This is a genomic window from Halobacteriovorax sp. YZS-3-1, from assembly GCF_047084945.1.
GTDB lineage: Bacteria > Bdellovibrionota > Bacteriovoracia > Bacteriovoracales > Bacteriovoracaceae > Halobacteriovorax_A > Halobacteriovorax_A vibrionivorans.
Genome location: NZ_JBKIYI010000001.1, coordinates 518,740 through 545,660, shown reverse-complemented (window position 1 = coordinate 545,660; position 26,921 = coordinate 518,740). Strand labels below are relative to the sequence as shown.

Here is a 26,921-nt window from a genome sequence, read left to right as displayed (position 1 = left end):
AAAACCTTTTCATCATATTTTTAATTTTGGGAACTCTCATTTCTTGTAGTGAGAGTTCTCAAAAATATAATTCCTTAAAGCTTACTAAGAAGTTCTCTAAGAACACTAAAGATTCAATTATTATCGCTTATACTGGTAATTTAAAGTCGCAACTCACACCTCACAAAGACGAGCTAATAAATGGTTCAAAAATAGAATTTGGTGGTGCACAGCTACAGAGAAAATACCTCAGTGCCATTAGAAGTGAACTTGGAAATATTCTATTAATCGATGGTGGGCAGATTCTAGCAGGTCAATCAAAAGAAGATGGTGACGAAGTTCTTGAGCATATAAATGAATTAGAATACGATGCCGTTCTCTTATCAGATCATGACCTCATTAGCTTAAAGAATCAGAAGAATAAAGAGATCAATATTCCATTTGTTAATTCAAATCTCTTATCACTCGATACAAATGAATCCCTTTCAAGCTTTAATAATAAAGAAGTAATCATTAAGGAGATAAATGGTGTAAAGGTTGGAATCTTTGGACTAACTCCATACAAACCGATACTTAAAGATGAGGATGGTTTAGAGGGAATCCTCTTTGATGATGTCGTTGCAAGAATCCTTAATATAAAAAGAAAGATCAAAGGTCAGACTGATATAAATATTGCTATCTTACATGCTCATGATGAGTGTAGTGATAAAATCGATTACCGATTTAAAGACTGCAAAATTGATCGTAGTTTCATTAAAAAAATCTTAACGCGCCTACCTCCAGATACCATTGATATCGTTTTTAGTGGAAGTAGTATTGAGCCTGTAACAAAGATCCTAGAGTATCCTGTTGTCTCTAACCTTGGGCATGGGGAATTCATTACTCTTTTAAGATACTTTCCAAAAACGAAAGAGATAGAAGCGCAACAAGTAAGAATTTGCTCTGATTTCTATGATGTAACTAATAGTTGTTATATTTCTCCTGATGACATTAATGCCATTAAAGAAGTGAGAAAAAGTCGTCTAAAACTAAGGCCAGCTCAGGTACTTAAGACAAAAATCCTACAAACAAACTAGAATTCCATCATCATTACAAAATGTTTCAAGGCCAGGCTCACAAAAGCCAGCAGGAGATCCATTAAAGCAGAGGCTTGGAAGCTTTGTATCTAAAACTTTATAACCACGAGGACAAGCTGGTTGGTTTTTTGTACCACACTTATTAACTCCACAGTACTTACTTCCACCTTGTTTACAGTTGAAATCTACGACTTCGTAACTTCCACTAGGACACATATCACAAATATTTGCCACCACATCCTTACACTCTATATTAACTCCGTGACAGAGTTGGCCATCTTTTAAGACTTTATCCTTTAAGTATTCAAGGCCACCACTAATGAAGACATTATCGAAGTAGGACTTTTTTAACTGATTTTGAAAGGCACTAAACTTTCTTGGCATTCGGTAGTTGAATAAATGATAACTTCTTCTTTCACCGCCAAGAAATAGATCGAGGCTGACTTTATCAACAGCTGATAGTGAGAATTTAAGAGAGGAGATATTCTCTTGAAGCTTTATTTTTTCATCAAATTGGCACTTATTACCACTTTTAGAAACGTAGCGAAGTATCCCCTCTTTTTTATTAAAAGGAGTTTTATAAAATGCACAAAAGTTATCGAATTCAAAAATCTTAATCCAAGTATTCTTTGGTTGTTCGATATTACCTTTATTTAAATATTGATTATTAAATTCAATCTTCTTTGCAAGAGACAATCTTTCTTCAAGATCAAACTTTTGTGACCAACATGAAATAAAAAGCAGAATAAATACTAAATATTTCACTATAGACTCCTCATGCAACGAAATGCAATGCGATAGTCATTAGTTAATTTATCAGCTCTTAGGGGATCAAAGGCTATATTATTTAAACCATATCCTTCACCATCCCAATATCCGCGCATACCATTTTGGTGTGCTTTAGAATGCCAGCTAAAATAAAACGAAGAGAGCTTTAAGTTCTCACTTGGGTGGATGATATTTCTTAAGTATTCAAATGGCCCGCCAAAGATCTGGTAAACACCGGCCCATGAAACATTTCGACTATCTTTTTGTATATAATTTTGATCTAAACACTCACTTGAATAACTTTTTTCACAAAGAGAGAATCGTTCTTCTTCTTTGATTTCTTCAACATGAAACTCTTTCATTCGTTGAATCTTATTAAGTAGTGTTTTTGTATTCTTTCTTGTCCAAGGATAGAGCGGTGCCCTTAAGTACTTAGTTGTATTATCTGTTAAATCTTCTGGATGAATTGAAATTGCATCAAAAACTCTTGCAGTGAGTAAACTCTTTCCTTGAAAACGGCAATAGGCCTCCATCTCCTCAACTGACAATCCATAAGTATACGAGTAGAGATTCTTGTCCTTGATTTTTTTATAAGCAGACTTTGAGAGCTTATCATTTGCTAAGTTCTTCCAATTCTTTACTTCCCAATTTTGTACATGAAATTTATCCACAAAGAGATTGCGATTAAAGTTATCCCAAGAAATTGTAACTTCTCTTTTATTGGCCATAAAAGGATAGTAACGTTGTGGCACATAGGTTTCTTGGCAACTATCCACAAAGCTAAGTTGTAATTCTTGATCATAATCTTGAGCTTTTACAACAAAATCATAGTAACGAAAGCTTGGCATCTGATGATACGAATAACCTTGAACGAGAGATAATGTCTTAACTTTTTTATCAAGATAAACATTCACCAGCTTTTTTTCTAATAGGCACTGAAGATACTCAGGAAAACATTGATAATATTGGTCATCTACATAACTAAGAGTTTTACACTGACCTTCTTTATCAAGACGTGCATTTTCCCACTCAAACTTCAAAGTAGACGCTATTTCTTCGATTTGATCCGGGCTTAAAGTCTTTTTTGTTTGCAGCTTTGTAAAGCCCCAATACCCGACACCAACACTCAGAATTAATATAGTAGTTAAAATTATTTTTTTAAACATTTCTCACTTATGTGTAACACCCAATCAATGGTAAAATTATATATAGAATTTCCTTATGTTAAAAGGATTCAAAGGATTATTATGGATTGGATAGATAGCTTAAATAATTTAGAAGTTAACGGCAATGAGATCATGTCATTTTTTGAGTATTATGAACTCTTTAAGAAGTCTCCTGAAAAGGAATTAAGGCCAACTTCTGCTTACCTTCAAGACATGGTTAATTACTTTGGCCGTGATGATCACAAACATTTAAATGTTTTCTCACATGATGACCAAGACGCTCCAGCAGTATTTGGCCAGTATAAGATTGAGGAAAAGATCATTGAGCAACTAAGAAATTTTGCAGAAGAAGGTTTTAATAATAAATTCATACTTCTTATTGGGCCAAATGGTTCTTCAAAGAGCTCACTTGTTAAGCGCCTTATGAAAGGTGCTGAGGATTATTCTAAAACAGATGAAGGTGCTCTTTATACATTTAGTTGGATCTTTCCAATTAATACAGTCATAAAAGGTAATCTTGGATTAAACCAAGCATCGACAACTTCAGATTTAAGCTCTTACGCACAATTAGAAGATAAAGATATCTCAGCTATTTTAACATCTGAATTAAAAGATCACCCTCTACTACTTATCCCAAAAGAAGTTAGAAAGGATTTAATCCATTCAGCTTTTAATGAGAATCCAGAAAAGCAGGAAGAAATTGAAAAGTCTTACCTTGTCCGCGGTGATCTCTCAAAAAGAAATCGTATGATTTACGATGCTCTACTTAAGAATTACAAAGGAAAGCATGAAGAAGTCTTAAAACATATTCGCGTTGAGCGCTACACTATCTCTCGTCGTTATTCGAGAAGTGCTGTTACAATTGAGCCTCAACTACATGTTGATGCAAAGATGCAACAAATCACAATGGATCAGAGACTTGCTTCTCTTCCACCTTCACTTCAGTCATTAAATCTCTTTCAAATGTCTGGTGAAACAATTCATGCCAATCGCGGTATTCTAGAATATTCAGATCTACTTAAAAGGCCATTGGATACATTTAAGTATCTACTTATGACAATGGAATCCGGATCAATTAATCTCGGTGGTATTTTAACTGAGCTTGATATCTTCTTTATTGGTACATCAAATGAAGTACATTTAACGGCCTTTAAGCAACACCCTGACTTTAATTCATTTAAAGGACGTTTTACATTTATCCGCGTACCATATCTCTTAGACTATAAGAGTGAAATGAAGATCTATCAAAAACAAATCAATAGTATTAAAGATCGTACTCATTTTGAGCCGGGTGCTCTTGATGCCATTGCAAAGTTCGCCGTTATGACTAGGATTCGCTCTTGTATGACAAAGCACTACGAAGATACGAAGAAACTTTCAGCTATCGTAACAACTCTTAATCCACTTGAGAAGGCCGGACTCTACTCTGAAGATAGAATCATCCCTGGACGATTAGACGTAGAACAAGCACAAATCTTAAAACATAATATTGAGCGTATCGAATCAGAATTTGAATTCGATAATCTCTACGAAGGTAAATTTGGTATCTCACCAAGGGATATTAAAAATATTATTTATCGTCTGGCAGATATGAATAAGGCAATTACTTTTATTCAAGTTCTGGACTACTTTAAAAGAATTATCAATAAGAAGTCAGAATATGACTTTCTAAATATGTCTGCTCACGGAGATTATCATAATCCACCAAAGTTCATTGAGCTAATCAACGAATCAGCTCTTGATGACTTTGATAAGAAGTTAAGAGAGTCATTAGGTCTTGTGGATGATCGCTCTTATGAAGATTACTTAAAGAGATATATCGAAAATATCAACGCCATGATTAAAGGTGAAAAGATTAAAAACGTTGTAACTTCTAAGTATGAAGATGCAGATGAGTACTTCATTAAAGAATTTGAAAATAATATCAATCTAAAAGAAGATGCTGTTAACTTCCGTTCTCACCTTATTTCTAAACTAGGTGCTTGGTATCTGGATAATAAAGGCGAAGAAGTCGATTATACTAAAATCTTCCCAGAAGTTGTGGATCGTCTAAAAGAATCATTTAGAAAAGAGCAAGAGAAGGTAATTCATAAGATTGCTAAGAATCTTGTTTTCTTTGAAGCAGAGATGTCTGGAAAAGAAGTAAAAGGCCATATCCCATTGAAAGAAGATATCAAAAAAGAAATTAAGGTTGTTATTGATAATCTTCAATCTTCATATGGTTATTCACAGAATGGTTCATTTGAGTTAATAAAGTATCTAATTAAAGAACGTTACTAGTACTAATTAACTTAGATAAACATGGCCATCTTAAATAAGAAATTCACGACTCAAGTCTATGAGGTGACGTATTACGTTGAAGAAACTCATCAAGGGATGAGGTTGGATCAATTTATGCAGATCTATCTTGAAACGTGGTCTCGTCAAGAAGTGAAAAAGAGAATCAAAGCCGGTGATGTTCAAATCATTGACCGTCCAGGAAAGCCTAGGCCATCAACGACTCTCCACTATAAAGAAAAAATCTTTTTTCGAATCACAAGAACAACTCAAGAAGACGAATATTGGCGTGGTGAACTTATTGAACTCGATGAAAAGCCTGAAATAATTTTTGAAGATAAGGAGCTTATTGTCATGAATAAGCCTCCATATATGGCCTGTCACCCAACTGGCCGCCACCTCTTTTACTGTGCCACAGTAATGTTTGAAGAAAAGTATGAGAAAACCATCCACTCAATTCACAGACTTGATCGTGAAACATCAGGTGTGATGATGCTTGGAAAAGATCCACAGATAGCAAACCTAATGGGTGAAGAGTTCATCCATGATCGCGTTAAGAAGTGCTACTTCTTTATTGCAAAAGCAAATGAAGATTACAATGGAGCACAAGAATTCTTTTCAGATGAAAGACTTGGAGCTAGTGAAGAAGGGTTAAAGCGAGTTTATATCGATTCTTTTCCCGTGGACTCTCATGAAGGAAAGCATGCCTATACTGACTTTAAAATTCTTTTTAAAGAAGGTGATTATGTACTTGGACTGGCCTTTCCTCAAACTGGACGCCAGCATCAAATCCGTGTTCACGCAATGCTTAGAGGCCTGCCACTATTAGGTGATAAGCTTTACCTTGGATCATTTGAAATGTTTCAACGCTTTAAAGATAACTTGGCCGCACCAGAAGAATTTGACCAGATGGAACACAATCGTCACTGCCTCCATGCCATCGGTCTAAAGCTTCACTACAAGGGTGAAGATCGCATGTATATTTCATCACTTCCAAAGGACTTCATCCCGCTAATTAAAGAGCGTTTTTCGACACCAGTAGATGAGATTGAAAAAACTGTTAAAGATAAAGCTAGAGATTATTTTTCAGGTAATTAAGAACACCACTTGGCCCAGCGTTTTCTTTTCCCTTTAAAATAATGTGTGGTTTTACACTTAAGCGATCCATAACTGAATCAATATTAGAAACACCAATTGAAGTCTTAACCTTATCAAACATTGATTGATCATTTAGACTATCACCAAAGTAGATAGATTCTTCTTCCATATTTAGATGTGAAAAGAACTTATTAAAGAGAACCTTTGTTGCATTTGCCTTTGATAGGTTTCCACACCAAAAGTTTAAGTGAACATTAGATGTTGAGTAATTAATCCCCTCTTCATCCATAAGGTGACAAATTTCATTTTTAAATTTCTCATCTTCAAGATCACATAATTCAATCGCGCGATCAGATACTCGCCCCAAAGAATCACTTGTTAAATTTAAATTAGGATACTTCTCTTTAAGCTTTACACAAAAAGCTTCAAGCTTTGCAAGCTCACTTTCTGGAACTAAGAATTCATTTTGAATAAGTCCATTCTTATCACGCCAACTAAGAGCTCCTCCGCCTTCTGAGATAACGATAGGAAGTGTTGAAAAGTGAGTGATTAGAAAATGTGCCCAAGAGATACTTCGGCCTGTTACGATAACAAATGGGATCTTTTTACTCTCAGCAAGATTTAAAATATCAAAAAGCTCACTGCTCATTTCTGTATGGTGAGTTAGCGTACCGTCAAAGTCTGAAAGTATAATCTTTGGAGTTGTCATCGAATGCCTCATGTAAAAAAGGCGGCCATTAAGCCGCCCTTTCTTATATAAAATTTTTGTAAGTAATTATAGAGGAAAAGAAACACCAGCTAAGAAAGCTGTAAATGAATCCTTTAGGCCAACTTGAACTTCCATTGTACCGTTTAGGTGCTTGAAGCCTTCAATTGGTAATTGTCCGTTAATCCCCGTGTTAAGACTCATTGTTGTTTCATATCTCTGAGTATCACCATTTAGTGATAGTCCTAGAGGAATTGAAGCATATGGATAAGCTTCTTTACCCCAAAAAGAGAATCCCTTCGTTACTGTTGGAGCAATTGAAAGCTTTGTAACACCTTCATCAAACTCTGTAGAACGCTCAATCATCCCTTTTACAGAAACACGAGGTTGTTGCATATAATCTGGATACAGTTCATAGTCCGCACCAACAAATAGTCTTTGTGAACGATCACCACCAGAAATCCCTAGACCACCATCTACGATTAATTTCTCGTCTAATTTATGAGTGTAGCGAACTTGCATCCCCATTCCACCCTTATCTGATGTAATTCCAGTAAGTTCTGTAGCAATTGTCTTTGATCCGCTTAGCATTGGCATTGTCGATTGTCCGATCCCGTAAGCGAAGATTGAAGCTTGTGACAGCATCATTAATGATAGAAACGCCTTTTTCATATATTCCTTCCTAGTTTTTAGTAAACTCTTTAATCATTTTAATGCCTTGTCCTAACTATATGCAAGGAATTCCTAAGACACTTCGCACAATCCTTACACACAAAAGAATTACAGGTTGACTCATAAGGCCTAATCAATTATAAATAATTCCACATTCTTATGGTGACCGTAGTTCAGTTGGTAGAGCGCCAGATTGTGATTCTGGTTGTCGTGGGTTCGAGCCCCATCGGTCACCCCATTTAAAAAAGCCTTCCTTTGCGAAGGCTTTTTTTATTCCTGAAATCCAAATTTATGCATAAAGAGACCGATGGGGCGAGAAGTGAACGAGCGCGCGTTAGCGAAGAGCTGGCCCGGACGGCCAGCGGAAGCGAGTGAACCGGCGACGATTGCTTGAGCGTGACGCGAAAGCATGAGGAGGAGCCCTCGCACTTGTATCGATCTCATCTTAAGCAAATAGCCACGATGGCCGCAAAGCGGGGTCACCAACTCTGCATCTCTATACCTCAAGTATAAAAAGCCCAATTCTCCAGAAACACAAACTTGCTAAGCATGTCTACAATCCGTTTACATGCTGTCTACCAATTTATTAAAAAAAATTAATTAACTCGCCTTGACATTATTTATTTAGCAACCATCTTATTAAGGTTATAAATAAAAATTAGTAGGTATGTATGAAGAACTCAAAGTATCAATTTCCAAATGAAATCCCGAATGACTCAAACTGGCATTTACCGTCCGCTCCTATTCAGGATTCCTCACAAGATGAGTTACACCATAATATCCACTCAAAAAACTTTGCGAAACTTCTTGTTCAAGTATTAAATTCTAATCAGGGCCAAACAGACAACTCCAAACAAAAAAATAATACGATAGCTCTTCTTGGAGACTATGGCGTTGGTAAATCGTCAATTCATAGCCTGTTATTAAAAGATAACAGTATTTCATCTTCAAATTTAGATCTAGTTCATCTCACTGCTTGGAAATATGAATCTGGTGACTTAAGGATAGCATTACTAAGAAAAATTCATCTTCTTATGTATTGCAGAACCAAGGGCTGGGATAACAATAAAATTGATCAGAAGAAGATTTCTGAGATTAATAATGATTTTGAAGAAAGGCTATTCAAGGCTACGAGTACAACAAAAGTTTCTCCAGATGACTACTCATTTGCTAACGCATTTAAGAACAACATTGCTGCGCTAAAGGGTACTTTCATTACTGTATTGATCGCTTTCGGTATTTATATAGTATTAATTCTGCTTCTAACACAGGCTTTAAAACTCTTCGGATTAATACTAGAGTCTCAAGTAATCATTGGAAATATTTCTCTTACATTAATTTTTCTTTTCTTCTTATATAAAAAAATGCCTATCTTTTTTGAAGAACAAATTAAACAGTGGAGTGTTCCTCCTAAAAAAACAAAAAGTCAAAAACCCAACCACTCATCAGAAGCGCTCGAAGTTGTATTTCATGATATGGTTTCAACATGGTTCAATAGTACAAAAAAATCCCCCGTGTTTTTTATTGATGATATAGATCGTCTTCAATCCACTGAGATTATTCATAGCTTAAACTCTTTACGCTCTTTCATGGAGGTCGGCGACTGTCTTTTTGTCGTTACATGTGATGAAAGAAAAATTAAAAAGTCCTTAGCCGAATTAAAACAAATTGATTATAAGGATAATGTCCCTGGACCAACAAGTTTTGATGACTTTGTCCAAAGATACTTTCCTCACTCCTACAGATTACCTCCTTTTGAAAAGCGAGACATGAAAGGTTTTGCGATTAGAGCTATTAGAAACGAAAAAAACAATCATATATTGAGAAAGTTAGAGATAGAAAACAAGTTCCCTCTTGAAGAAATTATTGATGTTTTAATCCATGATGGTGTTAAAACCCCTAGGCAAGTTGGCCGATTAGTTAATGAATTTTGTAATTCTGTCTTATCGGCTTTTGAGATGGAGAAAACTCATCGACTCAACAAGGGAACTGTGACCTCTAATCCATGGTTTCTTGCAAGAATAACTGTTTTAAAAATGGACTTTTCATGGTCCATTCCACACATTCAGAATAATCCTGATTTACTCTCTTGGATTGCAACGATTGAAAGAGATGGTAGAAAATCATTAGAGCCAGAGGAACTTGAAGCTTGTGAACAATTCTATGAAAATGAAAAACCACACCAAGATTATGAGAAGTTTATTACCTTTGTATCAAAAACGTACTTCTATTCGACAACATCATCAAGGCCATTTATTTTCCTAAATGAATATGCAGAAGGAGGTCTTGGTGGAGATGCACTCTATCGACTAATGTACTCTTCATTGACTTCTGGACAAGCTGCTCAAATAAATTCCACACTTAAAGACTCTGAGGAAGATGAAGACAGACTAAACCTTATATCAAGCTATATTTCAGATATCTTTGAAGAAAGATCACTCTCTACACTCAGCAATAGAAATATTATTCATACCGTTGTTAATATATTTTCGAAGTTATCAGAAAAATATAAAAGTGTAATCGCAAACAAGTGGGCAAGTCTATGTCTTAAATATTTGCATGATAATGAACTTGTTGATGAACACGAAAACATTAAGAAGATTGTTGATATATTAAAGTACGTGAGTTTATCTGAAACTACCCAAAAAGTATTATCCTTACTAATAAGAACCGATGAGCAAGGTTTAGTTAATTTATCAAACGACCAACTTCTCTCTATAATTGACGAGGATGAAGTTTTACAAGTTGGAAAGGGCGTTGATTATTTAAAAACTCATTTTACAATTCCATTAGAAGAGGAGGATGAGGAGCTAGATGAAATAATATTTTGGGCAAATCAAATCATTGAAAATGATTATTCCCAAAAAACATTAGCTATGTTTAATACATCATTAATAAATCGCTTCAATACTATTGTTGAGAATACCTCTGAGCCTGAAGAGAATGAAGAATCATCGATTCAAGTCAAAGTTGAACAATTTTTAGAACTAAGGATTAATTTAATTGAGAAACTTTGGAGTTCATTTACAATAGAAAATAGAACCTTGATGTTGTTAAAATTATTTCAAGCTCGATTACTTAAGACGCAAGAACTACAATTCATAGAGAACAATATTGCTGACATGAGCAGCAACACTATTAGTCAGATAAACTCTAAGCTTATCGAGCAATCAATAGAAGAAAAGTACGTTAGTGATACAACTGAAAAAATCGATCTAGCTTTAAAACTATCGAAAGAAAAAGATCTCTCCCTTACAGAAGCACAGATTTCGAAGTTAGATAGCTCTTTTAAAAGAAGTCTCTCGCCAAAAAGTTTTAGTATAAAAAAAGGGACCATAGATGCCTTGAAAAACTTTCTAGAACAAAATTCATCAACAGGCTTATCTCTTTCCTGGAAAACAATGGGAGAAAAATTATCTATTCGCTATAATAAAAACGATAAATACGATTCTCTTAAAGAGAGCCAAGAAACAATTATTCCATTCTTTCTAAATAATAATTTCGATGAAGAGACGCAGAAATCTACAATTGCATTTTTCTTATCTCCTATTGATGAAAATACAACACTCATAGATAAAGACAAGGAAATAATTCAAAACTTCCTAAAGACCCCCTCGTGGGAAAAAAATACGCAATATATGCTAGAAGAAAAGTTAAGTGATATTGCAACTAGCCAGTCTTGGGACAAATACGAGGCGAAAGTCGACATCATCCTTTCATTCAAAAATAGTTTATCTGAAGGTTTTTTTACAAAATGCTCTGAACAAATAAATACTTATCTCGTGACTCATCATGCACAAACAAGTTGGATATCGGGGGCATCAACACTATATTCTGAATTTATTTGCGATCAGTCAGACGAAATAATAAAAAAATCAATCTCAGAAATAACAAGACTTTGGGCGCATTACAAACATCCTGCAAATATAGATATCGCCTCCTTGTATAAAAAGACCTGGAACAAAGTTGTTCAAAGTGAAGAATTTTCTAGTATTTTAATAAACTTGTTCAACTTAACAAAAGCACATCCTCAAGACTCTATTAAGCATACTAACATTATATGGCCTCATCTAAACGAAAATCAAAGACTAGAACTGATATCACTTTACACGAATCATGATATCACAAACCTTTATAGTGAGATAAGCTTGCAAAATAATTCAGTAAAAATTGATGAACAGGCTGAAACGATTATTCAACTGGCCAGAAAGTACAATGATTGCCTAAATAGTTATCTCGAACAAATTAATACAAGTTGTAGTCAAGAGTATTTGGAAAAACTTTCTGAAAAATTATTTGAAAGGCTTGCAGATGATTGGAATAATCAGACAGATATCCCAATTTCTAAGTTTACTACTAAATGGGCAAAAAAGGAAAGTTCAAATATTAACAATTTTTTTTCAATGCTTTCGAACGGAGCTATAAACGACATTGTGATACTAAGTAGTTCTTTAGAAGCTATTTCTTTTGATCTAAACTCATCGCAGATACAAATCTTAACAAGAAAAATTTCTAAAAAAATAACTAAAGATATAAAAAAAGAAAACTTAACTAATATTTTAGCTAATCTAAAAAAAGCAAAGTTAATTGATAATCCCTCAATTATTGAGAAGAGGGAAGTCTTCAAAAAGTCAAAAGAATCTTCTGATGAGATGAAAGAAAAATGGGAAGTATTTAAAGAGTATGTTCCCGCCAAATCAATGATGAATAAACTCACTGAAGGTGTAGACAACCTACTGTCGTAATTTCTAAATGGGGTAATATGTAGACGTGTTACCCCATTTCTTGATTTCGTTGCCCTATTTGTTTGTCCATTTTTCAGGTATTAATAATGGATCCTTTTAATACGTTAATGAGTCTCGTTAGTTAGTAGCGTACCATATAAACCGACTACGACGGCTCTAAGTTTGAAGGTCTAAACACTCACCTAATTAGCATTTAGGCAAAAGCTTAGATTCCAGGTGTTTTCGTTGACGACGTGTCGTGAAAAAGTACCTGAAAGAATATTTTAACATTCTTAGCGTTTAAAAAACTCACTATTTGTAAGCCATCTTGAATCTAACTCATTACCTAATACTTTATCCAAAGCATCCTGGAGAAGCTCAGAGTGATTCATATTCTCCCCTCTAACGACTTGCCCATCTTCTACTCTGATAAAGTCATTCTCATACAACTTATCACAGCCTAGATAGCATAAAGGCATAACTATGTTTGGATTAAGTCTTTCATCCTCAGTAGCATCAGACCTTTTTTTCTTGTGAGCACAACACAAAAGTTCCACTGGTAATTTTTTTAAACAAATAGCACATACCTCTGATGACTTTCCCGAGAATATTATGTCACTTAAGATTTTATGCTCTTTACGACTTCTCGAATCCACTAGGCGATCCGTCCCCTTTCCTTTTAATGCTTTTAATTTATTAATTAAAACATCAATCCGTGATATTGAACCCGTAGACTCATTAGCGATTGGGAAGTCTTTCAATAGATAGTATTCATATCCTTTCCTTCCGGCTGAAATATCTTTATATAAGAAGGGTGACTTGAGAAGAACAGAGGCAAAAGCCTTCGACTTTTCATTAAACATTTCCCTTATCTCAGGATACTTCACTTTCTTATGTTCACGTAGGTATTCAACTAATTTACTTTCTTCGGCTGATAAAATGCTTGCCTCAACATCCTTATGAAAAAGTACCCTCCCCCTATCTTCCACAATAAGTTTATCTGTTGTCATGAAATACTTATCAACAATTTTCAAGCTAGGATAAGGTGGCTCTCTTTGAGTACGCTTTTTCATTACTAAAGAAATACCATGCAGAAGTGCTTCGATGGAATAAGAGTCTTTTAACGAGAACATCTTTTCTAGATTATTTTCTAAAAAGTTATCGCGAGATTCAAAAATGTAGTACTCCTGATTATCAAAAGAAATAACCAATGAGTCAGTCGATGAATATATATGCTCCCTGATGACGGTTTTATATTCGTCACTAATACCAGATAGAGAATACTCTACGGGAGCCAAGCCAACCTGACCTGGTGCTGTTTTAACTTGCTTCCACACACCTTTTAAGTAATTTAAAGAATCTTTCCTCGTGATATAAAGAGGATCACCTGCCTCATATTCAGACTTTCCAGCTTTATCGAAATTAGAATTAACAATAAGGTAACCATCACCAATTCCGATATCCTCACACAAGTTTAGAATACCTTGTATAAAGATATCTTCTGTTATCAATCCCTCTTTCATCAGCCCTGAGTTTAACTTTTCGTATTCAATATGCTTTTTCTCATTAATATAACGGTAAATACTTTCGAGATTTGAAATTGTGCTATTTGAGTCTATTAGTTTCTGCGTAAACTTTTTTTTTACTATTTGTCGTACATTCTCTCTTGTTCCTGCGTCAAAAAAATCAGCAGTTGATTGAAGTGTTGGTAGTTGTTCTTCACCCATCCCAAAGTAATGTAATATTATCTTCGAGTCTCTCTCTAATTTAGAAAGAGCTTTATTATTTTTTAAAATAAAGCTTTCGACTTCTTTTCGGATTCCCATAGACATCTCCTCAAAATAAAACGCTGAATCTCACTACAGTTTTATTTTTTTATTTATTAAAGTTATGGACTTGATACTTATAGAAAAATCAGGAATCAAGACAAGTAAAAGTTTTTACCTTAGTGCTTATTTAAAATTTGATAAATTTTCCTTGTATCCTATTCCCCTCTTTGAGTTTTTCAACGCCGTGCCAGGTGCTTTTTCATTACGCAAAGTCAAAAAAAGCCACCTGAGAACATTATTAATTTTACTTTTTCAAATACACTTAAAAACAATCCAAATTATTCACAGACATGAACTTGAATCCATAGACTTTCCAAATCTCCGACTCTTGCTTTAAATTTACGTATATATTTGCCTTGCAGCTTTCATAATCTGCGACGTATTTATAACTTGCCGTAACACTTTTTCCTTTATCAAAAATATAATTAACTTTAGCCTCACCAATACCTTCAGTTATATTTGTGGCATCACCAACAGTTGAAAGCTTTGTCCAAAACTTTTTAAGATCTTCCTCGGACATGGATTCTTTAAACTCGAGACTTAATTGATCATACGGAATGGGTGTCTTCCACCCCTTTACATTGTTCTCTATAATACTATCTGCATATTTTTGAGAGCTATCATCTAAGCCTGATCCTGTTGAAAACAAATAAACAAGACCAACGGTGACTAATGTGAACATTATTAACGATACGATTCCTACAAATTTTAAAAACTTCCCCATATTATTCCCTCACAGTTTTACTGACTTCACATAATCACAAATATATTTCTCATCACCACCACGAAACTTCGGACACTCCTTAAGGATTCGAGACTTCGCAATGGCCTTCTCTTCTTTCTTAAACTCTTTTATATAGAAGTAGTTATAACAAGCTCTAAAGTCTCCATTCTCACAACCGAGTGAAATGAGCTCCTTCTGCTCCTGATATTTATTATTAACGTATGAAATATAAGAAGCTAAACGACAGTAACTAGTATCTTCATTCAAACATGTGTTTTTCCATTTTTGAAAATAAGTATCTAATACAGATTTTTCGTAGAGATTACTAAAAGAGATAATATCAACACTTTTTAAATCTTGGGGCTTAGCGAGGCTTGCAATTAGATCATCAATAGAACGATATTTTAAAATTTCAACTTGTCCAATCCAAGGAGAGCCTAGAGCGCCTTCTTTTAGGGAGAAAGATACTTCATCTCCCTCTTTGATTCTAGGGTAGGTATAAGTACAATATGTAGAACTACCAATTCCGAGGCTCTCACCTGTCTCCCAGTCTGCAATGTAATAACACTTGTGATTTTTATTCTTATGCGGAACAAACATACCAGTTAAATAAGAGTGTTTTTTTACTCCTTCGGTATCATCCATATTAATATTCAAAGCCAGAAGTGCTCCAGTGACTACAAAAACGGATAAAATCCCAGACATGACTATCGTAGCTTTTTTCTCGGTAGGAGATATTGATCCTTTGTCATCAGGAATAAAGTTCAAGTAAATATAGTAGAAAACAAATGTAATAGTGAGAGCGTAGCTAAATAATGGAATAAAATTGATTACCCCATCAATTTGTACATTTACTAGTGCAACCATACCAAAGATAGAACATACCGTGGGTATATTAACAATTAGCGTCCACTTTCTCTTAGCTTTTTTCATTTCGGGCCTAGAAAGTGATTCTCTATTTTCTTTTGCATGCTTGGATGAAGATTTTGCTATTTTACTTTGTATATAGCCACCAAAGTAAATAATAGCGATAAGAGTTAGTACAAGAGACCAATCACCAATCGTTTTTAATTCATCGTTGTAAAGCCTTGGGGCAATAATAAGGAATGGTACAATTGCAGCAATTACGAAGTTGAAAATCTTCTGCTTCGACTTCTTTTTTTCAATAACATCAGGTGCAACATATTCCTTTGGTCTTATTTGAAGTAATCCTTCAAGATAAACTAGGAGGTCATAAAACTCTTTTTCTTTCATTACTGTAGATGGAATTTCAACATTCTTTCCATTGCTAAGATCTATTCTAATTGACGGAATTCCACTTCCTGTTATCTCAGTGACATTAACAATTTCATTTACTAAAACGACGTGAACTTTTTTAGAAAAGAGAAGTTTTGGGATAATCATCTTGTCTTCGTAGACTTCAATCTTTTTCTTTATCCTAGAACCTATGAATGCAATTAAGACAAATCCAAAAAATACTAGGGATACAAAAATAAGTGAAATATTTGCTTCCGTTGCAGCCCTGTATAAGGTGAAGACTCCAAGTCCTCCAAAAACTAACACACTAATTACAAGCATCAACTTTTGAGTGGCATACTCATATGTCTTCAGTAACTTCTCTTCCATTACCCCACAATCCTTACATAAACGTCTGATATTACTTAACTTATCGACATATTAAGAAAAAATTGGAAAGAAATTTCAAATGCTTATTTTCAGTGACTTAGTAGAACTAACTTTATATTTTCTAAAGATTATTTAAATGAATAAAAGAATTTAACGATGAAAAATAATAACCTTAGTAAACTAGAAGTTGTAAGTGTATCGAACTGAAGGAACTAATGAATTACCTATTTCTGTTGTTACAATATCAAAGTCGGCCCATGGTGGTGGTTTATTACTAAAAACATTATCATAATCATAAACAGTTGTAGCAATAGTTAATATAGCCGATGCGAGAGCAATATTTTTAGTGGATTGCTCGCTAGCTACATCATAAATCCTAGAGAGAGAATAAAGGTTTACCCCTCCAACAGTTGCTATCGTTATTTTTGAAAGCTTTCTCCAAGATTTTATACTATCTTCTAATTGTGCTTTAGTAGGTACAGGCGGATACATCCAAGCTGCTTTAGGTCCTTTCTTATCATTCTCTTTTTTAAGCTCTTTATATTTTTCTAAGGACACTGCATGACAGGTCGTCATTACAGATAAGTAAAAATATATTGCAGGCACAATGTAAGATTCTTTAGCGATCTTATCCTGCTTATCAGTTATGTCAGACTCCTCTGAAAGTACGAGCGCTGACAATGATGTAAAGAGAGAGGAAGCTACTGCTGGTTTATTCCAACTTGGTACTGTTCCTTTTAAACGAGCCCCCATGCAACCAGAAGCAAATACGTTATAACTTAGAGCGATTGATATAAAGTAAGTAAATATTTTCATAAATTGATGTTAAAGGATTTTTACTATTTTGAGTACTGTTACCTTTTAAAAGAAAATTAGGTAGTGTGTCATTAGTTTAGGTTCCAGGTGTTTTTTCATTGACTACGTGTCGTGAAAAAGCACCTAGAGAAACTTCTGTATTCCTGAAATCCAAATTTATGCATAAAGAGACCGATGGGGCGAGAAGTGAACGAGCGCGCGTTAGCGAAGAGCTGGCCCGGACGGCCAGCGGAAGCGAGTGAACCGGCGACGATTGCTTGAGCGTGACGCGAAAGCATGAGGAGGAGCCCTCGCACTTGTATCGATCTCATCTTAAGCAAATAGCCACGATGGCCGCAAAGCGGGGTCACCAACTCTGCATCTTCACTTACATCTTAAGTAGTAGGCTTCTTCTTAGCAGGCCTACGTCGAGCACTTCGTTGCTGATTATTTCCATTACGGCTTTTATTAGCAGATGCTTTCTTACTTGGGCGCCTGTGATTTTGAGGTTGAGCAGGTGCTCCAGCAACTCCATGAAAAGGATGATCCTTATCTTGTGGGATCTGATACTTAATCGTTTTTTCAATATCTTTTAAAAGTTTCTTTTCTGTGTCATCGCAAAATGAAATAGCGATTCCATCACGTCCAGCTCGGGCCGTTCTTCCGATACGGTGAACATAACTTTTAGGATCATCTGGAAGGTTATAATTGATAACGTGAGTGATATGAGAAACATCAATTCCACGAGCAGCAATATCAGTTGCAACGAGGACTCTGATTGTTCCCTTTTTAAAACCACCAAGGGCCTTTTCACGTGCACCTTGAGATTTATTTCCATGAATAGCAGCAGATGTTATTCCAACCTGATCAAGATGCTTAACAACTCGATTAGCGCCGTGTTTTGTCTTTGTAAAAACAAGTACGTGCTCAATTGATTGGTCTTCTAGAATATTAATTAAGAGTTTTGGTTTATTTGTCTTGTGGACAAAATTGATTTTCTGATCAATCTTTTCGACAGTTGTTGATTCAGGTGTTACTTCAACCTTCTTAGGCTTTACTAGAAGCTTTTTAGAAAGGTTTACAATATCTTGTGGCATCGTCGCAGAAAAAAGTAACGTTTGCCTCTTCTTTGGTAGTCTCGCAATGATCTTATTCACATCGCGAATGAATCCCATATCAAGCATGCGATCCGCTTCATCGAGGACAAAGGTTTCAAGTTGGCCAAATTGAATTTGGTCATTACTCATAAGATCTAAGAAACGACCAGGAGTAGCAACAATTACATCCATCCCTTTTTTAAGCTGTAGGATTTGTGGCCTTGGTTTAACTCCACCGAAAATAACCGTACTTTTTATGCCTAGGCCTTTTCCATATTCTTCAATATTTTCATTAATCTGAGATGCTAACTCTCTTGTAGGTGTAAGAATTAAAGTTCTCATATGTCTTGGCTTAGTTTTAATTTTATTTGAGCCTAGATTATTTAAAATTGGTAATGAGAACGCAGCAGTTTTTCCAGTTCCAGTTTGTGCAATTCCAAGAATATCTCCACCTGTTAATAAGTGTGGGATTGATTGTGCCTGGATAGGAGTTGGTTTCTTATAGCCTTTTTTATTTAGGCTTGAGAGAATTTCAGGTAATAGTTTTAGGGAATCAAATGAATTGATTGATGACATAATAAATATCCTTGCTCAATAAGCGTTAATGCCAATGCTTAATCCAAATACTAGCACAGGCGAATATTTAAAATGTATCTAGATCAATCCCCTTCATCTCTTGTATTAGGATACAAGTCAACCTTTAATCGCGTTTATGTAAAGTATATTAGTGATATCCCTTCTTAGAGAGTATTTTGTTCAGTGAATTTGCAAAGTTTTGCTTATCTTTAGCATTAAATGAGTCAGGGCCTCCTGTAACGACTCCTCCATCACGAAGCTCCTTCATAAAGTCTCGCATTGATAGTCGCTCTCCTATATTCTCTTCATCGTAGAGTTCACCGCGAGGATTAATAGCAAGAGTTCCTCTTCCAACAACTTCAGCGGCCAATGGAATGTCAGCTGTAATGACGAGATCATTTACTTCAACATGTTCAGCAATATACATATCAGCGACATCATCTCCGCTATCAACTTTAACAAAAGAGATTAACTCGTGATGTGGGATATTCATATAGGAGTTAGCAACAAGTATGAGTGGGATTTGTAAACGAATGGATGTTTTAAAAAGTATCTCTTTAATAACCTTAGGGCATGCATCAGCATCGACCCAAATCTTCATCTCTTTCTTTTGCATTTAAGAACCCTCATTTATCAGATAATTCATCTTAGATCGTTAAATACTATTTGAATACAGACTTTAATAACTTCATCAAAATAGCAGGTAAACTATTATGGTGCTTTCGTGGGATATCCGGTGTTGAATCAATTAATTCTTTAATACGTTCGTGACTTACTTTGACTTGTCCATAATGGGCGATAAGAAAGTCATTGATACCAAGATCGATATAGCGCTGAAGTGAGCTTCGATACTCTTGTGGTTTCCAGATTGGATAAGGCCTAAAGACATTAGTTTTGGTACTGACGAAATTATCAGCAATATATGCAAGCTTTTGTTCTTCATGAAAGATACTTAAGTCCATTATTGTGTGCCCTGGACACTCTAAGACTTTCCAGTTTTTAAAGAATGGAACTTCCATTAGATCAGTTAGGATATAGTCGAGCTTAACTTTGCGTGAAAAAAGAATATTTTTAAATCCTCTCTTCTTATTTAAGGCCACAAGATAAGTAAGTAGGATATCAACCCAATAAGTAACGATACCAAAGAGGCCAGAGTACATTAGATTAAGATCTCGAGGGCCAGCGATGGGAATTCCTCTTTTTTTAAAAAGTTCTACTCCTCCCATGTGATCAGGATGAGCGTGTGTTGTTATAACTAATTTAATATCGCTTAAATTTCTATTTAATTTGCTTTCAAGATATGATTCCACAACTTCAACATCAGGCCGACAACAACCATCCAGAAGAAGAAACGAGCCGTTTTCTTCTACGAGATAGATTGTTTGGATATAGCCTTTTAGTTGATGTATTTTAAAGTCCATAAAGCCCAGTTGTTATGGATTTACTGATAAATAGATTTGATATCAGTAATAGGAATGGCCATCACTTCATCAGCATCATCCACGTCTGTTATTTCAACGCGACTACCATCAAGAGAAAGAGAAATTGTACCATCTAAGTTTTCACCACTTTTTAATTCAACGGTAACAAATTCACCTTCAAGTAGTTTAACATCTTTTCTGATCTTCTTAGTTTCCTTTGCCGCATCAATGACATCAAGGCCGTAAATTTTCTCATAAGCAAATGTCATGCGTCGTCCGTCTTCAATAGAGGTGAAGTTAAGTGTTTCATCACCAATTTCGAGATCACGGCCAGCAATTGAAGTATGATTGGTTCCATTATAGAAGTGAACATTAACATCTTTATTCTTTAGATTTTCCACTTCCCCTTCTAAGAGTTTTTTATAAATTTCAATTTCACCTAAAACTTCATCATTTATACTTTGTATATCACTATAGCTAATGAGGTATGCACCTTTAGAATTATTAATTTGAAGGCCACCACGTGCATAGCTATGTATCTTTCCTTGGATATTATCACCTTTCATATTGATAATAGACACATCACCACCGACTCTTACTTCATAATTTTTTATGATTTTCTTAAGTGCACTAAAGCAATTGCCAATTTGGAAAAATGAAGCTGTTGAACGAGAAGACGTAGGATTATAATTTGTTGAATACCATACAGCTGTAAAGGAAATGGCAATAGCTGCAAAGCTTCGAATAACTTTTTGGCGTTCTGTTATCATAGCAATTTTATCGGCTAAACTATGGTTTTCCTTAACTATGTTCATGAGTTAAAATAATTAAATCAACTAGTTAGAGGATACCATTATGAATCTTAGTGCTATTGGAATTGCATGTGAAAGTCTCGAAGACTCTATAAAATTCTACGAAAACTTTGGATTAAATTTTACCCAAATTGGGGATGAACATTATGAGGCCACAACAAAGTCAGGACTTCGCCTTATGCTCGATTCGTATGATCTAATGAAAAAAATCAATTCAAGTTGGGAGAGGCCAATCTTTCCTGGTATTACTCTTTGTTTTGAACAAGACAATCCACAAAGTGTTGATAACTTAGTTAATAAGCTAAAAGATAAAGATGTAATTATTGAAAAAGAGCCTTGGGATGCTTTTTGGGGCCAACGATATGCTTCAGTCAAAGATCCAGATGGAAATCAAATAGATATCTTTGCTCTACTGTAAACGAGAACCACTGGTGCAGAAGTCTTGAATATGTTTATTAGTTGAAGGAGTGCCACAACACAAAGAAGCACGAGTAAGATCAAATGAATTCTTATGAAGGAACTCTTTTGCACGCTCGAATAAAACTTCTTGATGATTATTTAGATTAGAGAAGTCTGAATAACAGGTTTGAACAAGTTGTGCACGACGTGCAGATTTCTTTTTTTCAAAGCATATCTTTTGAGGAGTACCATCATCTCCAAAATCAATCGACTTTACGATACTTGATAGACTTCTTCCACGATGCCTACCCTTTGAAGAAAATTCGACCGAATCAATGACTCCCTCATTGGACTTATTAAGCTTTAAGCTCTTACCATCGATTCCACTGATATCAACTGATCGATCTTGAGAGCATGAGATATTAGAATATCGATTTGTTTGTAGATCATCATAGATTGTTTCCACAACACGACACATATGTTCACCATTAATTAGGGCCTGTTTTTGTCTTGGCCAATCTTCACCTAAGAAAGAAATGACTTTGGGGCTTAATGCCAAAAGAGGTTTACATTGTGGATCTTTGATCCAATCGTGGTAGCCAAGTGTTGCACAGGCCGTAGAGGGTGAGTACCCCATTAATTCGACTGCATTTGCTGCTTTTAAAAACTTTGTACTTGAAAGTATCTTCGACATAAGACCGAGGCCATCTCGTGTTTTATTCTTCACTTGACTTGCAATGGCACGAGAACTCAGCCTAGCTTTTGCTACGTTACTAGGTGTTATTTTATGGAAGTTTTCCTGTATGAGAAGTCGTTTGTGAAGACGAGCCTTATCAAAGGCAGAGAGCGGGCGATATTCATGGCCTTTTGTAAATTCATTATAATTTTGTTCTAAAAACTCAGCAGCTAATCGGTCTTTCTTATTCTTTAAAAAGAATTTACTATCACTTGCTTTAACTACTTTTCGTCCAAATTCTTCTTTTGTGACCGGACTCATTCCACGATCAACAAAGTCTGCTATCTTTTCAATCTTTAGTATTAACTTTCGTTTTTTTAAAACATTCTGCTTTCTTTTGCCAGTAAGTCCCTCAAGAGAAAGTCCTGCTTTTTTAAATGCATCCTCTGTCCATTTTCCATCAACATCATTTAGAGAATCTACAATTTCTCTATTTAATTTTCTTCCATAACCTTCTTCAAAAAGAACCTTATAAAATGGCCGTCCATTATATTGACTAGAAGGTGTAACCTTAGCATTATCGTGGGCCTCTAAAACGATTTTTAATGTCTCCTTATCAATTTCTTTAAAACGTTCTGGATATCGTTCAAGTAGCTTTACTCCCAAGTCCACAATTCTCTTTTTATGCTTGGACATATGCTCGTGAAAGTCGAGTGCATCATTAACATTAACACGTCCTGATAATCTTTGAGCGATGGCCTGTACATTTTGATATTGAGTTGAAAAGATCAGTGTATAAGGAATCTTTGCAGAAGTTTCACTTTGGGAGCAAACACCTATAGATAAGTCATTAGGTGATAAATCTTCATTCTCTTGAAAATTACTATCATCAAATAAGCTATGGCATTGAGCTAAATCATCTGAATTAGAACAAATAACTTGGGCCTTCAGATAATTAATCTTATCCCGAATTTCATTTGGACTATTAAGACAATGCTCTGATGCGTAAACTACCGAAAGTAATAAGCTCAGTAAAAGAATGTAGCTTTTTGTCTCCCTCACTTAAAACTTATCGGCAGTATATAAACAAAGTTAAGTTACTGACTTATATTAGGCAGCCTTTTTAATAAAGTCTTCACTATCTGGAATTTGAATACTAGAAACCTTCTTTTCCAATGATACGACTTTCGCTTTCGTATCATTTACACCTAGGATAAGGCCTTTAATATCACCGATAGACTTATTTAAAATCGAGACTTGCCCTTGAAGTTGAGTTGAGACCAATGATGAATCTTGAGCAATACCAGTATTTGACTTTGAAAGAACATCGACATGTGAAAGCGCAGTTTGTAGCTGATTGATTCCACTTGATTGTTCCTGTGTCGCCGATGAGATCTCACCTACAGAAGAAGAAACTCCTTCAACACTAGTAACAATACTTTCTAGAATCTCTTCACATTCTTTTGCAATATCCGTTCCCGTTGTGACGCTTGATCTTGCCTCATCAACTACTTTAGAAAAACGATTCTTTGTATCTTCGATGATATTATTAACTTGTGTAACACTTGAAGAAAGCATTTCAGTGATTTCAACAGCTGCACCACCACTCATCTGGGCAAGTTTACCTACTTCCTCTGCAACAACAGCAAATCCCTTACCTGCTTCACCGGCCCTTGCCGCTTCAACAGATGCATTAAAAGAGAGAAGCTTTGTTTGAAAAACAATGTCATTAATGACTTGAGTTTTCTCATCAATACTACTTATGAGAGAAGCAATCTCTTTCATTTTATCGTTATTTAAATCAAGTTCATTCACAATCGTATCAATACTTGTATTAATTGAACTCATCGATAGATTCATATCCACAACAATATTCTTACCTTTAGAAGCACGGTCATAGCTTTCCGTCGCAAGCTGAGATGACTTCATTGCATTATCAGCAGTCATTTTAACCATTGAGCCAATTTCTTCTAATGATGCTGAAGACTCATGTAATGCAGCATCCTGTTCCTGACTGGCCTCTGATAACTCTGAAGATGTTTTTGAAATATCAGAAGCATTAGAAGTTAAAACAGAAGAACTCTTTGTAAGACTATCTATTGTTTCGCGAATTGAATTAGACATTCTATTTGCAAATGTTACTCCCACAGTTAATCCAATTCCAGTTCCTAAAATCATAACAACAACAAGTAACATATCAATGAATTCAATTTCTTTAGAGACATCATTTGAAAGAGCAACAGCATTCTTTAATTCAATTTTAATACTATCAGTATATTCATCTAAGGCTTGTTGAAAATTAGCTGCGGCTTCTGGGCAATGAACTAAAAAGATTTCTAATAGCTTTGCTCGTGCATCTGCATCATAAACCTTTCCTAATTCAATCGCCTTAACACCAACACTTTTAAAATCTTCCCACTGCCTGTCGAGCCTATTATAAAGCTCTAACTCTTCTTTGCTTGTTACATATGATTTAAGCTCTTTTGAAGCATTTTCATAATTATTAACATATTTCAAAGCATTATTAATTGCGCTGGTACGATTATCTAAACTGAGATTCTCAAGCCCTAATGTTCTAACTTGAATTCGTATTTTCTGATAATTAACATCCATTGTATTAAGAAGAGCAGTTCTAGGAATAACTCTCTTTGCTACATCATCTGAAACTTTTGAAAAAGTTATAAAACCATAGAGAGCAACTCCCCCAATGATTAAACTTACACAAGACATAAATACACATAATAATACCAGTTTTTTCTTAAAACTTAGGTTGGCAAACATAAACTCTCACTCCAATTTTTTCACTCACAAGATCTGTTTTTACATCTCGGCGAGAAAAAAACATTTTATTTACAAAAAAAGAATATTTAGGCTATACAGTCGAAAAAACTTCAATGAAGAAAGCATAATTACAAGCACTTACTAAATAAACCCTTCCCTAATAAACAGAATATATTCGTGACTCATTTTCACAAACGACTTTTATAGACAACTTTGTAAGAGATTGAATTAATTATGTAATAACTATTATTTATTAACATTAGCTAGTTTGGGAAAACATCCATTCTGCCAACTCAGTTTTGCACGATCACTAAAGTCCAAATGATTTCAAAGCTTTTTGCGATAGATGGGATTGGCCATACTTGTCTATGATAAATCCAATAAATTTATGTTTATTGAGATAAAGAAGAGCATCTTTAACACAAAGATTCATTAAAATAGTGGCCGTTGTATCAGATGTAATTGCATCATCAGCAATTACTGTAGTAGCAATAATTTCATCATTACTACATCCATTCTTAGGATTAATTATATGGTGGTCAGCTTGGTTCTTTTCATGTTCATTAAAATGAATATATCCACCAGAGGAAGCAACACTTCCTTTTGATAATTGAATTACGCCAATTGATTTTGAACTATCTTTAGACAAGGGGTTTCGAATTCCGATTCGCCATGACCTTGGAGCACTATTATGTGAATGAACCCGAATATCACCAGAACCATTTACATAGAAATTAATAATTCCTTCTTTTTTAAGAAATTCATAAACACAGTCTACCGCATACCCTTTCCCAATACCGCCAAGCCCAATACGCATTTGTTCATGTGGTAGATAGATAGTCTTTGTTAGATGGTTTAATTTAATTTTTCGATAATCGATGTGTGCTTGAGCCTGTGTTCTCTCTAAAAAAGATAGAGTCCTTCCATCATTTTTTGCTTTTCTCCATATATGTCCCACACTTGCAAAAGAGATATCGAAAACACCTTTCGAAGCTTTCGATATTTGAAGGGATCTTTTTACTAGATTAAATATTTCATTATCAACCTTTACTGGTTTTATTCCAGCAAAATCATTGACCCTATTGAATGGACTGTCACAAAAGTCAGTTAACTTAGCTTGGATCCGATGTACTTCCTCTTCAGCTTTTTTAAAGATGCTTATAACATCATGCTTAGATAAATGAGTTTGAGGAAAACAGAGTAATTGAAACTCGCCTCCCATTGCTCTAAATTTATGCTCACAGCGAATGGCACTTTCCCCTTCAATTTTTAGTGACACTATAAATCCTTGGGTGGCTTATCTGAGCTATAAAGTATATTCATATTATTATCAATCACAATAGAGCGTGGAAGCTCTGTTACATTTAACATCTTTGAAGTACTGCGATCGCGATCTTCAAGAATCAAAAAAGAGAATTGATATTTTTTCATAAATCTCTTTATTTTCTTTTTCTTCTCTCCTGCATTAACTGCAACAAAGAGGATACCTTTAGATTCGTATTTTTTCTTTAAGGCCTCGAGTTCATCTAATTCTTGGATACACGCCGTACACCATGATGCCCAAAAGTTTAGATAAATCTTTTTATATTTCTTAGTTGCAGACTTTAGTTGAAAACTTTCTTTCTTGTCATATATAGGAAGAGTAAAATCCTTAATGGTTTGCGCATTGATATTTAATGAAAGTAAAAAAGTAATTAAAAGTAGTATCTTTTTCATAAA

21 protein-coding genes and 1 tRNA gene are annotated in these 26,921 nt (G+C 34.9%); 6 read left to right on the top strand and 16 right to left on the bottom strand.

What is annotated here, in order from left to right:
* Window positions 1-26: 26 nt before the first annotated feature.
* Window positions 27-1,055, top strand: a complete 1,029-nt coding sequence (locus ACMAZI_RS02755) for a hypothetical protein (protein WP_412473812.1) — start codon at window positions 27-29, stop codon at window positions 1,053-1,055.
* On the opposite strand, the gene ACMAZI_RS02750 is transcribed toward ACMAZI_RS02755, so the two are convergent.
* On the bottom strand, window positions 1,041-1,820 hold the full coding sequence (locus ACMAZI_RS02750) for a hypothetical protein (protein WP_334677950.1): 780 nt from the start codon (window positions 1,818-1,820) through the stop codon (window positions 1,041-1,043). The two genes, ACMAZI_RS02755 and ACMAZI_RS02750, sit on opposite strands and share 15 nt — an antisense overlap.
* Entirely contained in the window at window positions 1,820-2,989 is a 1,170-nt protein-coding gene (locus tag ACMAZI_RS02745) for a hypothetical protein (RefSeq protein WP_412473813.1), read from the bottom strand. Before ACMAZI_RS02745 ends, ACMAZI_RS02750 begins: the two co-directional genes overlap by 1 nt.
* An 81-nt stretch (window positions 2,990-3,070) precedes the next feature.
* On the opposite strand from ACMAZI_RS02745, the gene ACMAZI_RS02740 reads away from it, so the two are divergent.
* Together ACMAZI_RS02740 and ACMAZI_RS02735 are read left to right on the top strand one after the other, a co-directional pair.
* Window positions 3,071-5,269: a hypothetical protein gene (locus ACMAZI_RS02740; RefSeq protein ID WP_162929696.1), complete on the top strand. Its 2,199-nt coding sequence runs from the start codon at window positions 3,071-3,073 to the stop codon at window positions 5,267-5,269.
* A 21-nt stretch (window positions 5,270-5,290) separates the two neighbouring features.
* Window positions 5,291-6,364, top strand: a complete 1,074-nt coding sequence (locus ACMAZI_RS02735) for an RluA family pseudouridine synthase (protein WP_120405468.1) — start codon at window positions 5,291-5,293, stop codon at window positions 6,362-6,364.
* Here ACMAZI_RS02735 and ACMAZI_RS02730 read toward each other — a convergent pair.
* Together ACMAZI_RS02730 and ACMAZI_RS02725 are read right to left on the bottom strand one after the other, a co-directional pair.
* Window positions 6,339-7,073 carry an HAD family hydrolase gene (locus ACMAZI_RS02730; protein WP_158536762.1) on the bottom strand — a complete coding sequence of 245 codons (735 nt, stop codon included), beginning with the start codon at window positions 7,071-7,073 and terminating at the stop codon, window positions 6,339-6,341. The two genes, ACMAZI_RS02735 and ACMAZI_RS02730, sit on opposite strands and share 26 nt — an antisense overlap.
* A gap of 66 nt (window positions 7,074-7,139) precedes the next feature.
* Window positions 7,140-7,742 carry a hypothetical protein gene (locus ACMAZI_RS02725; RefSeq protein WP_114705722.1) on the bottom strand — a complete coding sequence of 201 codons (603 nt, stop codon included), beginning with the start codon at window positions 7,740-7,742 and terminating at the stop codon, window positions 7,140-7,142.
* A gap of 162 nt (window positions 7,743-7,904) precedes the next feature.
* On the opposite strand from ACMAZI_RS02725, the gene ACMAZI_RS02720 reads away from it, so the two are divergent.
* Both ACMAZI_RS02720 and ACMAZI_RS02715 read left to right on the top strand, forming a co-directional pair.
* Window positions 7,905-7,980 (top strand) — tRNA-His (locus ACMAZI_RS02720).
* Between the two features lie 433 nt (window positions 7,981-8,413).
* Window positions 8,414-12,487: a P-loop NTPase fold protein gene (locus ACMAZI_RS02715; RefSeq protein WP_412473814.1), complete on the top strand. Its 4,074-nt coding sequence runs from the start codon at window positions 8,414-8,416 to the stop codon at window positions 12,485-12,487.
* A 272-nt stretch (window positions 12,488-12,759) separates the two neighbouring features.
* Here ACMAZI_RS02715 and ACMAZI_RS02710 read toward each other — a convergent pair whose 3' ends face one another.
* The 8 genes from ACMAZI_RS02710 to ACMAZI_RS02675 all read right to left on the bottom strand — a co-directional run bounded on the left by ACMAZI_RS02710 (window position 12,760) and on the right by ACMAZI_RS02675 (window position 21,304).
* Window positions 12,760-14,292: a hypothetical protein gene (locus ACMAZI_RS02710; protein WP_412473815.1), complete on the bottom strand. Its 1,533-nt coding sequence runs from the start codon at window positions 14,290-14,292 to the stop codon at window positions 12,760-12,762.
* Window positions 14,293-14,557: 265 nt separating this feature from the next.
* Window positions 14,558-15,019, bottom strand: coding sequence for a hypothetical protein (locus ACMAZI_RS02705; protein WP_412473816.1), 462 nt, complete (start codon window positions 15,017-15,019; stop codon window positions 14,558-14,560).
* 9 nt (window positions 15,020-15,028) lie between these two features.
* The gene (locus ACMAZI_RS02700; protein ID WP_412473817.1) at window positions 15,029-16,645 is read right to left on the bottom strand and encodes a hypothetical protein; all 1,617 of its coding nucleotides are present in this window, start codon (window positions 16,643-16,645) and stop codon (window positions 15,029-15,031) included.
* Window positions 16,646-16,825: 180 nt separating this feature from the next.
* Window positions 16,826-17,398, bottom strand: coding sequence for a hypothetical protein (locus ACMAZI_RS02695; protein WP_412475106.1), 573 nt, complete (start codon window positions 17,396-17,398; stop codon window positions 16,826-16,828).
* A 437-nt stretch (window positions 17,399-17,835) separates the two neighbouring features.
* On the bottom strand, window positions 17,836-19,113 hold the full coding sequence (locus ACMAZI_RS02690) for a DEAD/DEAH box helicase (protein WP_162929703.1): 1,278 nt from the start codon (window positions 19,111-19,113) through the stop codon (window positions 17,836-17,838).
* 148 nt (window positions 19,114-19,261) lie between these two features.
* Window positions 19,262-19,714, bottom strand: a complete 453-nt coding sequence (locus ACMAZI_RS02685) for a YaiI/YqxD family protein (RefSeq protein WP_114706241.1) — start codon at window positions 19,712-19,714, stop codon at window positions 19,262-19,264.
* A gap of 61 nt (window positions 19,715-19,775) precedes the next feature.
* Window positions 19,776-20,534: an MBL fold metallo-hydrolase gene (locus tag ACMAZI_RS02680; RefSeq protein ID WP_412473819.1), complete on the bottom strand. Its 759-nt coding sequence runs from the start codon at window positions 20,532-20,534 to the stop codon at window positions 19,776-19,778.
* 20 nt (window positions 20,535-20,554) lie between these two features.
* Complete coding sequence (locus tag ACMAZI_RS02675; protein ID WP_412473820.1) at window positions 20,555-21,304, bottom strand: hypothetical protein; 750 nt, start codon at window positions 21,302-21,304, stop codon at window positions 20,555-20,557.
* A gap of 85 nt (window positions 21,305-21,389) precedes the next feature.
* On the opposite strand from ACMAZI_RS02675, the gene ACMAZI_RS02670 reads away from it, so the two are divergent.
* The gene (locus ACMAZI_RS02670; RefSeq protein WP_412473821.1) at window positions 21,390-21,764 is read left to right on the top strand and encodes a VOC family protein; all 375 of its coding nucleotides are present in this window, start codon (window positions 21,390-21,392) and stop codon (window positions 21,762-21,764) included.
* Here the strand turns inward: ACMAZI_RS02670 and ACMAZI_RS02665 are convergent.
* The 4 genes from ACMAZI_RS02665 to ACMAZI_RS02650 all read right to left on the bottom strand — a co-directional run bounded on the left by ACMAZI_RS02665 (window position 21,756) and on the right by ACMAZI_RS02650 (window position 26,918).
* The gene (locus tag ACMAZI_RS02665; protein ID WP_412473822.1) at window positions 21,756-23,483 is read right to left on the bottom strand and encodes a hypothetical protein; all 1,728 of its coding nucleotides are present in this window, start codon (window positions 23,481-23,483) and stop codon (window positions 21,756-21,758) included. The two genes, ACMAZI_RS02670 and ACMAZI_RS02665, sit on opposite strands and share 9 nt — an antisense overlap.
* Before the next feature lie 48 nt (window positions 23,484-23,531).
* Window positions 23,532-25,202, bottom strand: a complete 1,671-nt coding sequence (locus ACMAZI_RS02660; RefSeq protein ID WP_412473823.1) for a methyl-accepting chemotaxis protein — start codon at window positions 25,200-25,202, stop codon at window positions 23,532-23,534.
* 310 nt (window positions 25,203-25,512) lie between these two features.
* The gene (locus ACMAZI_RS02655; RefSeq protein WP_412473824.1) at window positions 25,513-26,481 is read right to left on the bottom strand and encodes an FAD:protein FMN transferase; all 969 of its coding nucleotides are present in this window, start codon (window positions 26,479-26,481) and stop codon (window positions 25,513-25,515) included.
* Window positions 26,481-26,918 carry a TlpA family protein disulfide reductase gene (locus tag ACMAZI_RS02650; RefSeq protein WP_412473825.1) on the bottom strand — a complete coding sequence of 146 codons (438 nt, stop codon included), beginning with the start codon at window positions 26,916-26,918 and terminating at the stop codon, window positions 26,481-26,483. Before ACMAZI_RS02650 ends, ACMAZI_RS02655 begins: the two co-directional genes overlap by 1 nt.
* Between the last annotated feature and the right edge of the window lie 3 nt (window positions 26,919-26,921).

Bases quoted from the DNA above. Each gene is read 5' to 3' on its own strand.
- ACMAZI_RS02745 (WP_412473813.1), bottom strand. From the start codon at position 2,989: ATGTTTAAAAAAATAATTTTAACTACTATATTAATTCTGAGTGTTGGT.
- ACMAZI_RS02740 (WP_162929696.1), top strand. From the start codon at position 3,071: ATGGATTGGATAGATAGCTTAAATAATTTAGAAGTTAACGGCAATGAG.
- ACMAZI_RS02735 (WP_120405468.1), top strand. From the start codon at position 5,291: ATGGCCATCTTAAATAAGAAATTCACGACTCAAGTCTATGAGGTGACG.
- ACMAZI_RS02730 (WP_158536762.1), bottom strand. From the start codon at position 7,073: ATGACAACTCCAAAGATTATACTTTCAGACTTTGACGGTACGCTAACT.
- ACMAZI_RS02725 (WP_114705722.1), bottom strand. From the start codon at position 7,742: ATGAAAAAGGCGTTTCTATCATTAATGATGCTGTCACAAGCTTCAATC.
- ACMAZI_RS02715 (WP_412473814.1), top strand. From the start codon at position 8,414: ATGAAGAACTCAAAGTATCAATTTCCAAATGAAATCCCGAATGACTCA.
- ACMAZI_RS02710 (WP_412473815.1), bottom strand. From the start codon at position 14,292: ATGGGAATCCGAAAAGAAGTCGAAAGCTTTATTTTAAAAAATAATAAA.
- ACMAZI_RS02705 (WP_412473816.1), bottom strand. From the start codon at position 15,019: ATGGGGAAGTTTTTAAAATTTGTAGGAATCGTATCGTTAATAATGTTC.
- ACMAZI_RS02700 (WP_412473817.1), bottom strand. From the start codon at position 16,645: ATGGAAGAGAAGTTACTGAAGACATATGAGTATGCCACTCAAAAGTTG.
- ACMAZI_RS02695 (WP_412475106.1), bottom strand. From the start codon at position 17,398: ATGGGGGCTCGTTTAAAAGGAACAGTACCAAGTTGGAATAAACCAGCA.
- ACMAZI_RS02690 (WP_162929703.1), bottom strand. From the start codon at position 19,113: ATGTCATCAATCAATTCATTTGATTCCCTAAAACTATTACCTGAAATT.
- ACMAZI_RS02685 (WP_114706241.1), bottom strand. From the start codon at position 19,714: ATGAAGATTTGGGTCGATGCTGATGCATGCCCTAAGGTTATTAAAGAG.
- ACMAZI_RS02680 (WP_412473819.1), bottom strand. From the start codon at position 20,534: ATGGACTTTAAAATACATCAACTAAAAGGCTATATCCAAACAATCTAT.
- ACMAZI_RS02675 (WP_412473820.1), bottom strand. From the start codon at position 21,304: ATGATAACAGAACGCCAAAAAGTTATTCGAAGCTTTGCAGCTATTGCC.
- ACMAZI_RS02670 (WP_412473821.1), top strand. From the start codon at position 21,390: ATGAATCTTAGTGCTATTGGAATTGCATGTGAAAGTCTCGAAGACTCT.
- ACMAZI_RS02660 (WP_412473823.1), bottom strand. From the start codon at position 25,202: ATGTTTGCCAACCTAAGTTTTAAGAAAAAACTGGTATTATTATGTGTA.
- ACMAZI_RS02650 (WP_412473825.1), bottom strand. From the start codon at position 26,918: ATGAAAAAGATACTACTTTTAATTACTTTTTTACTTTCATTAAATATC.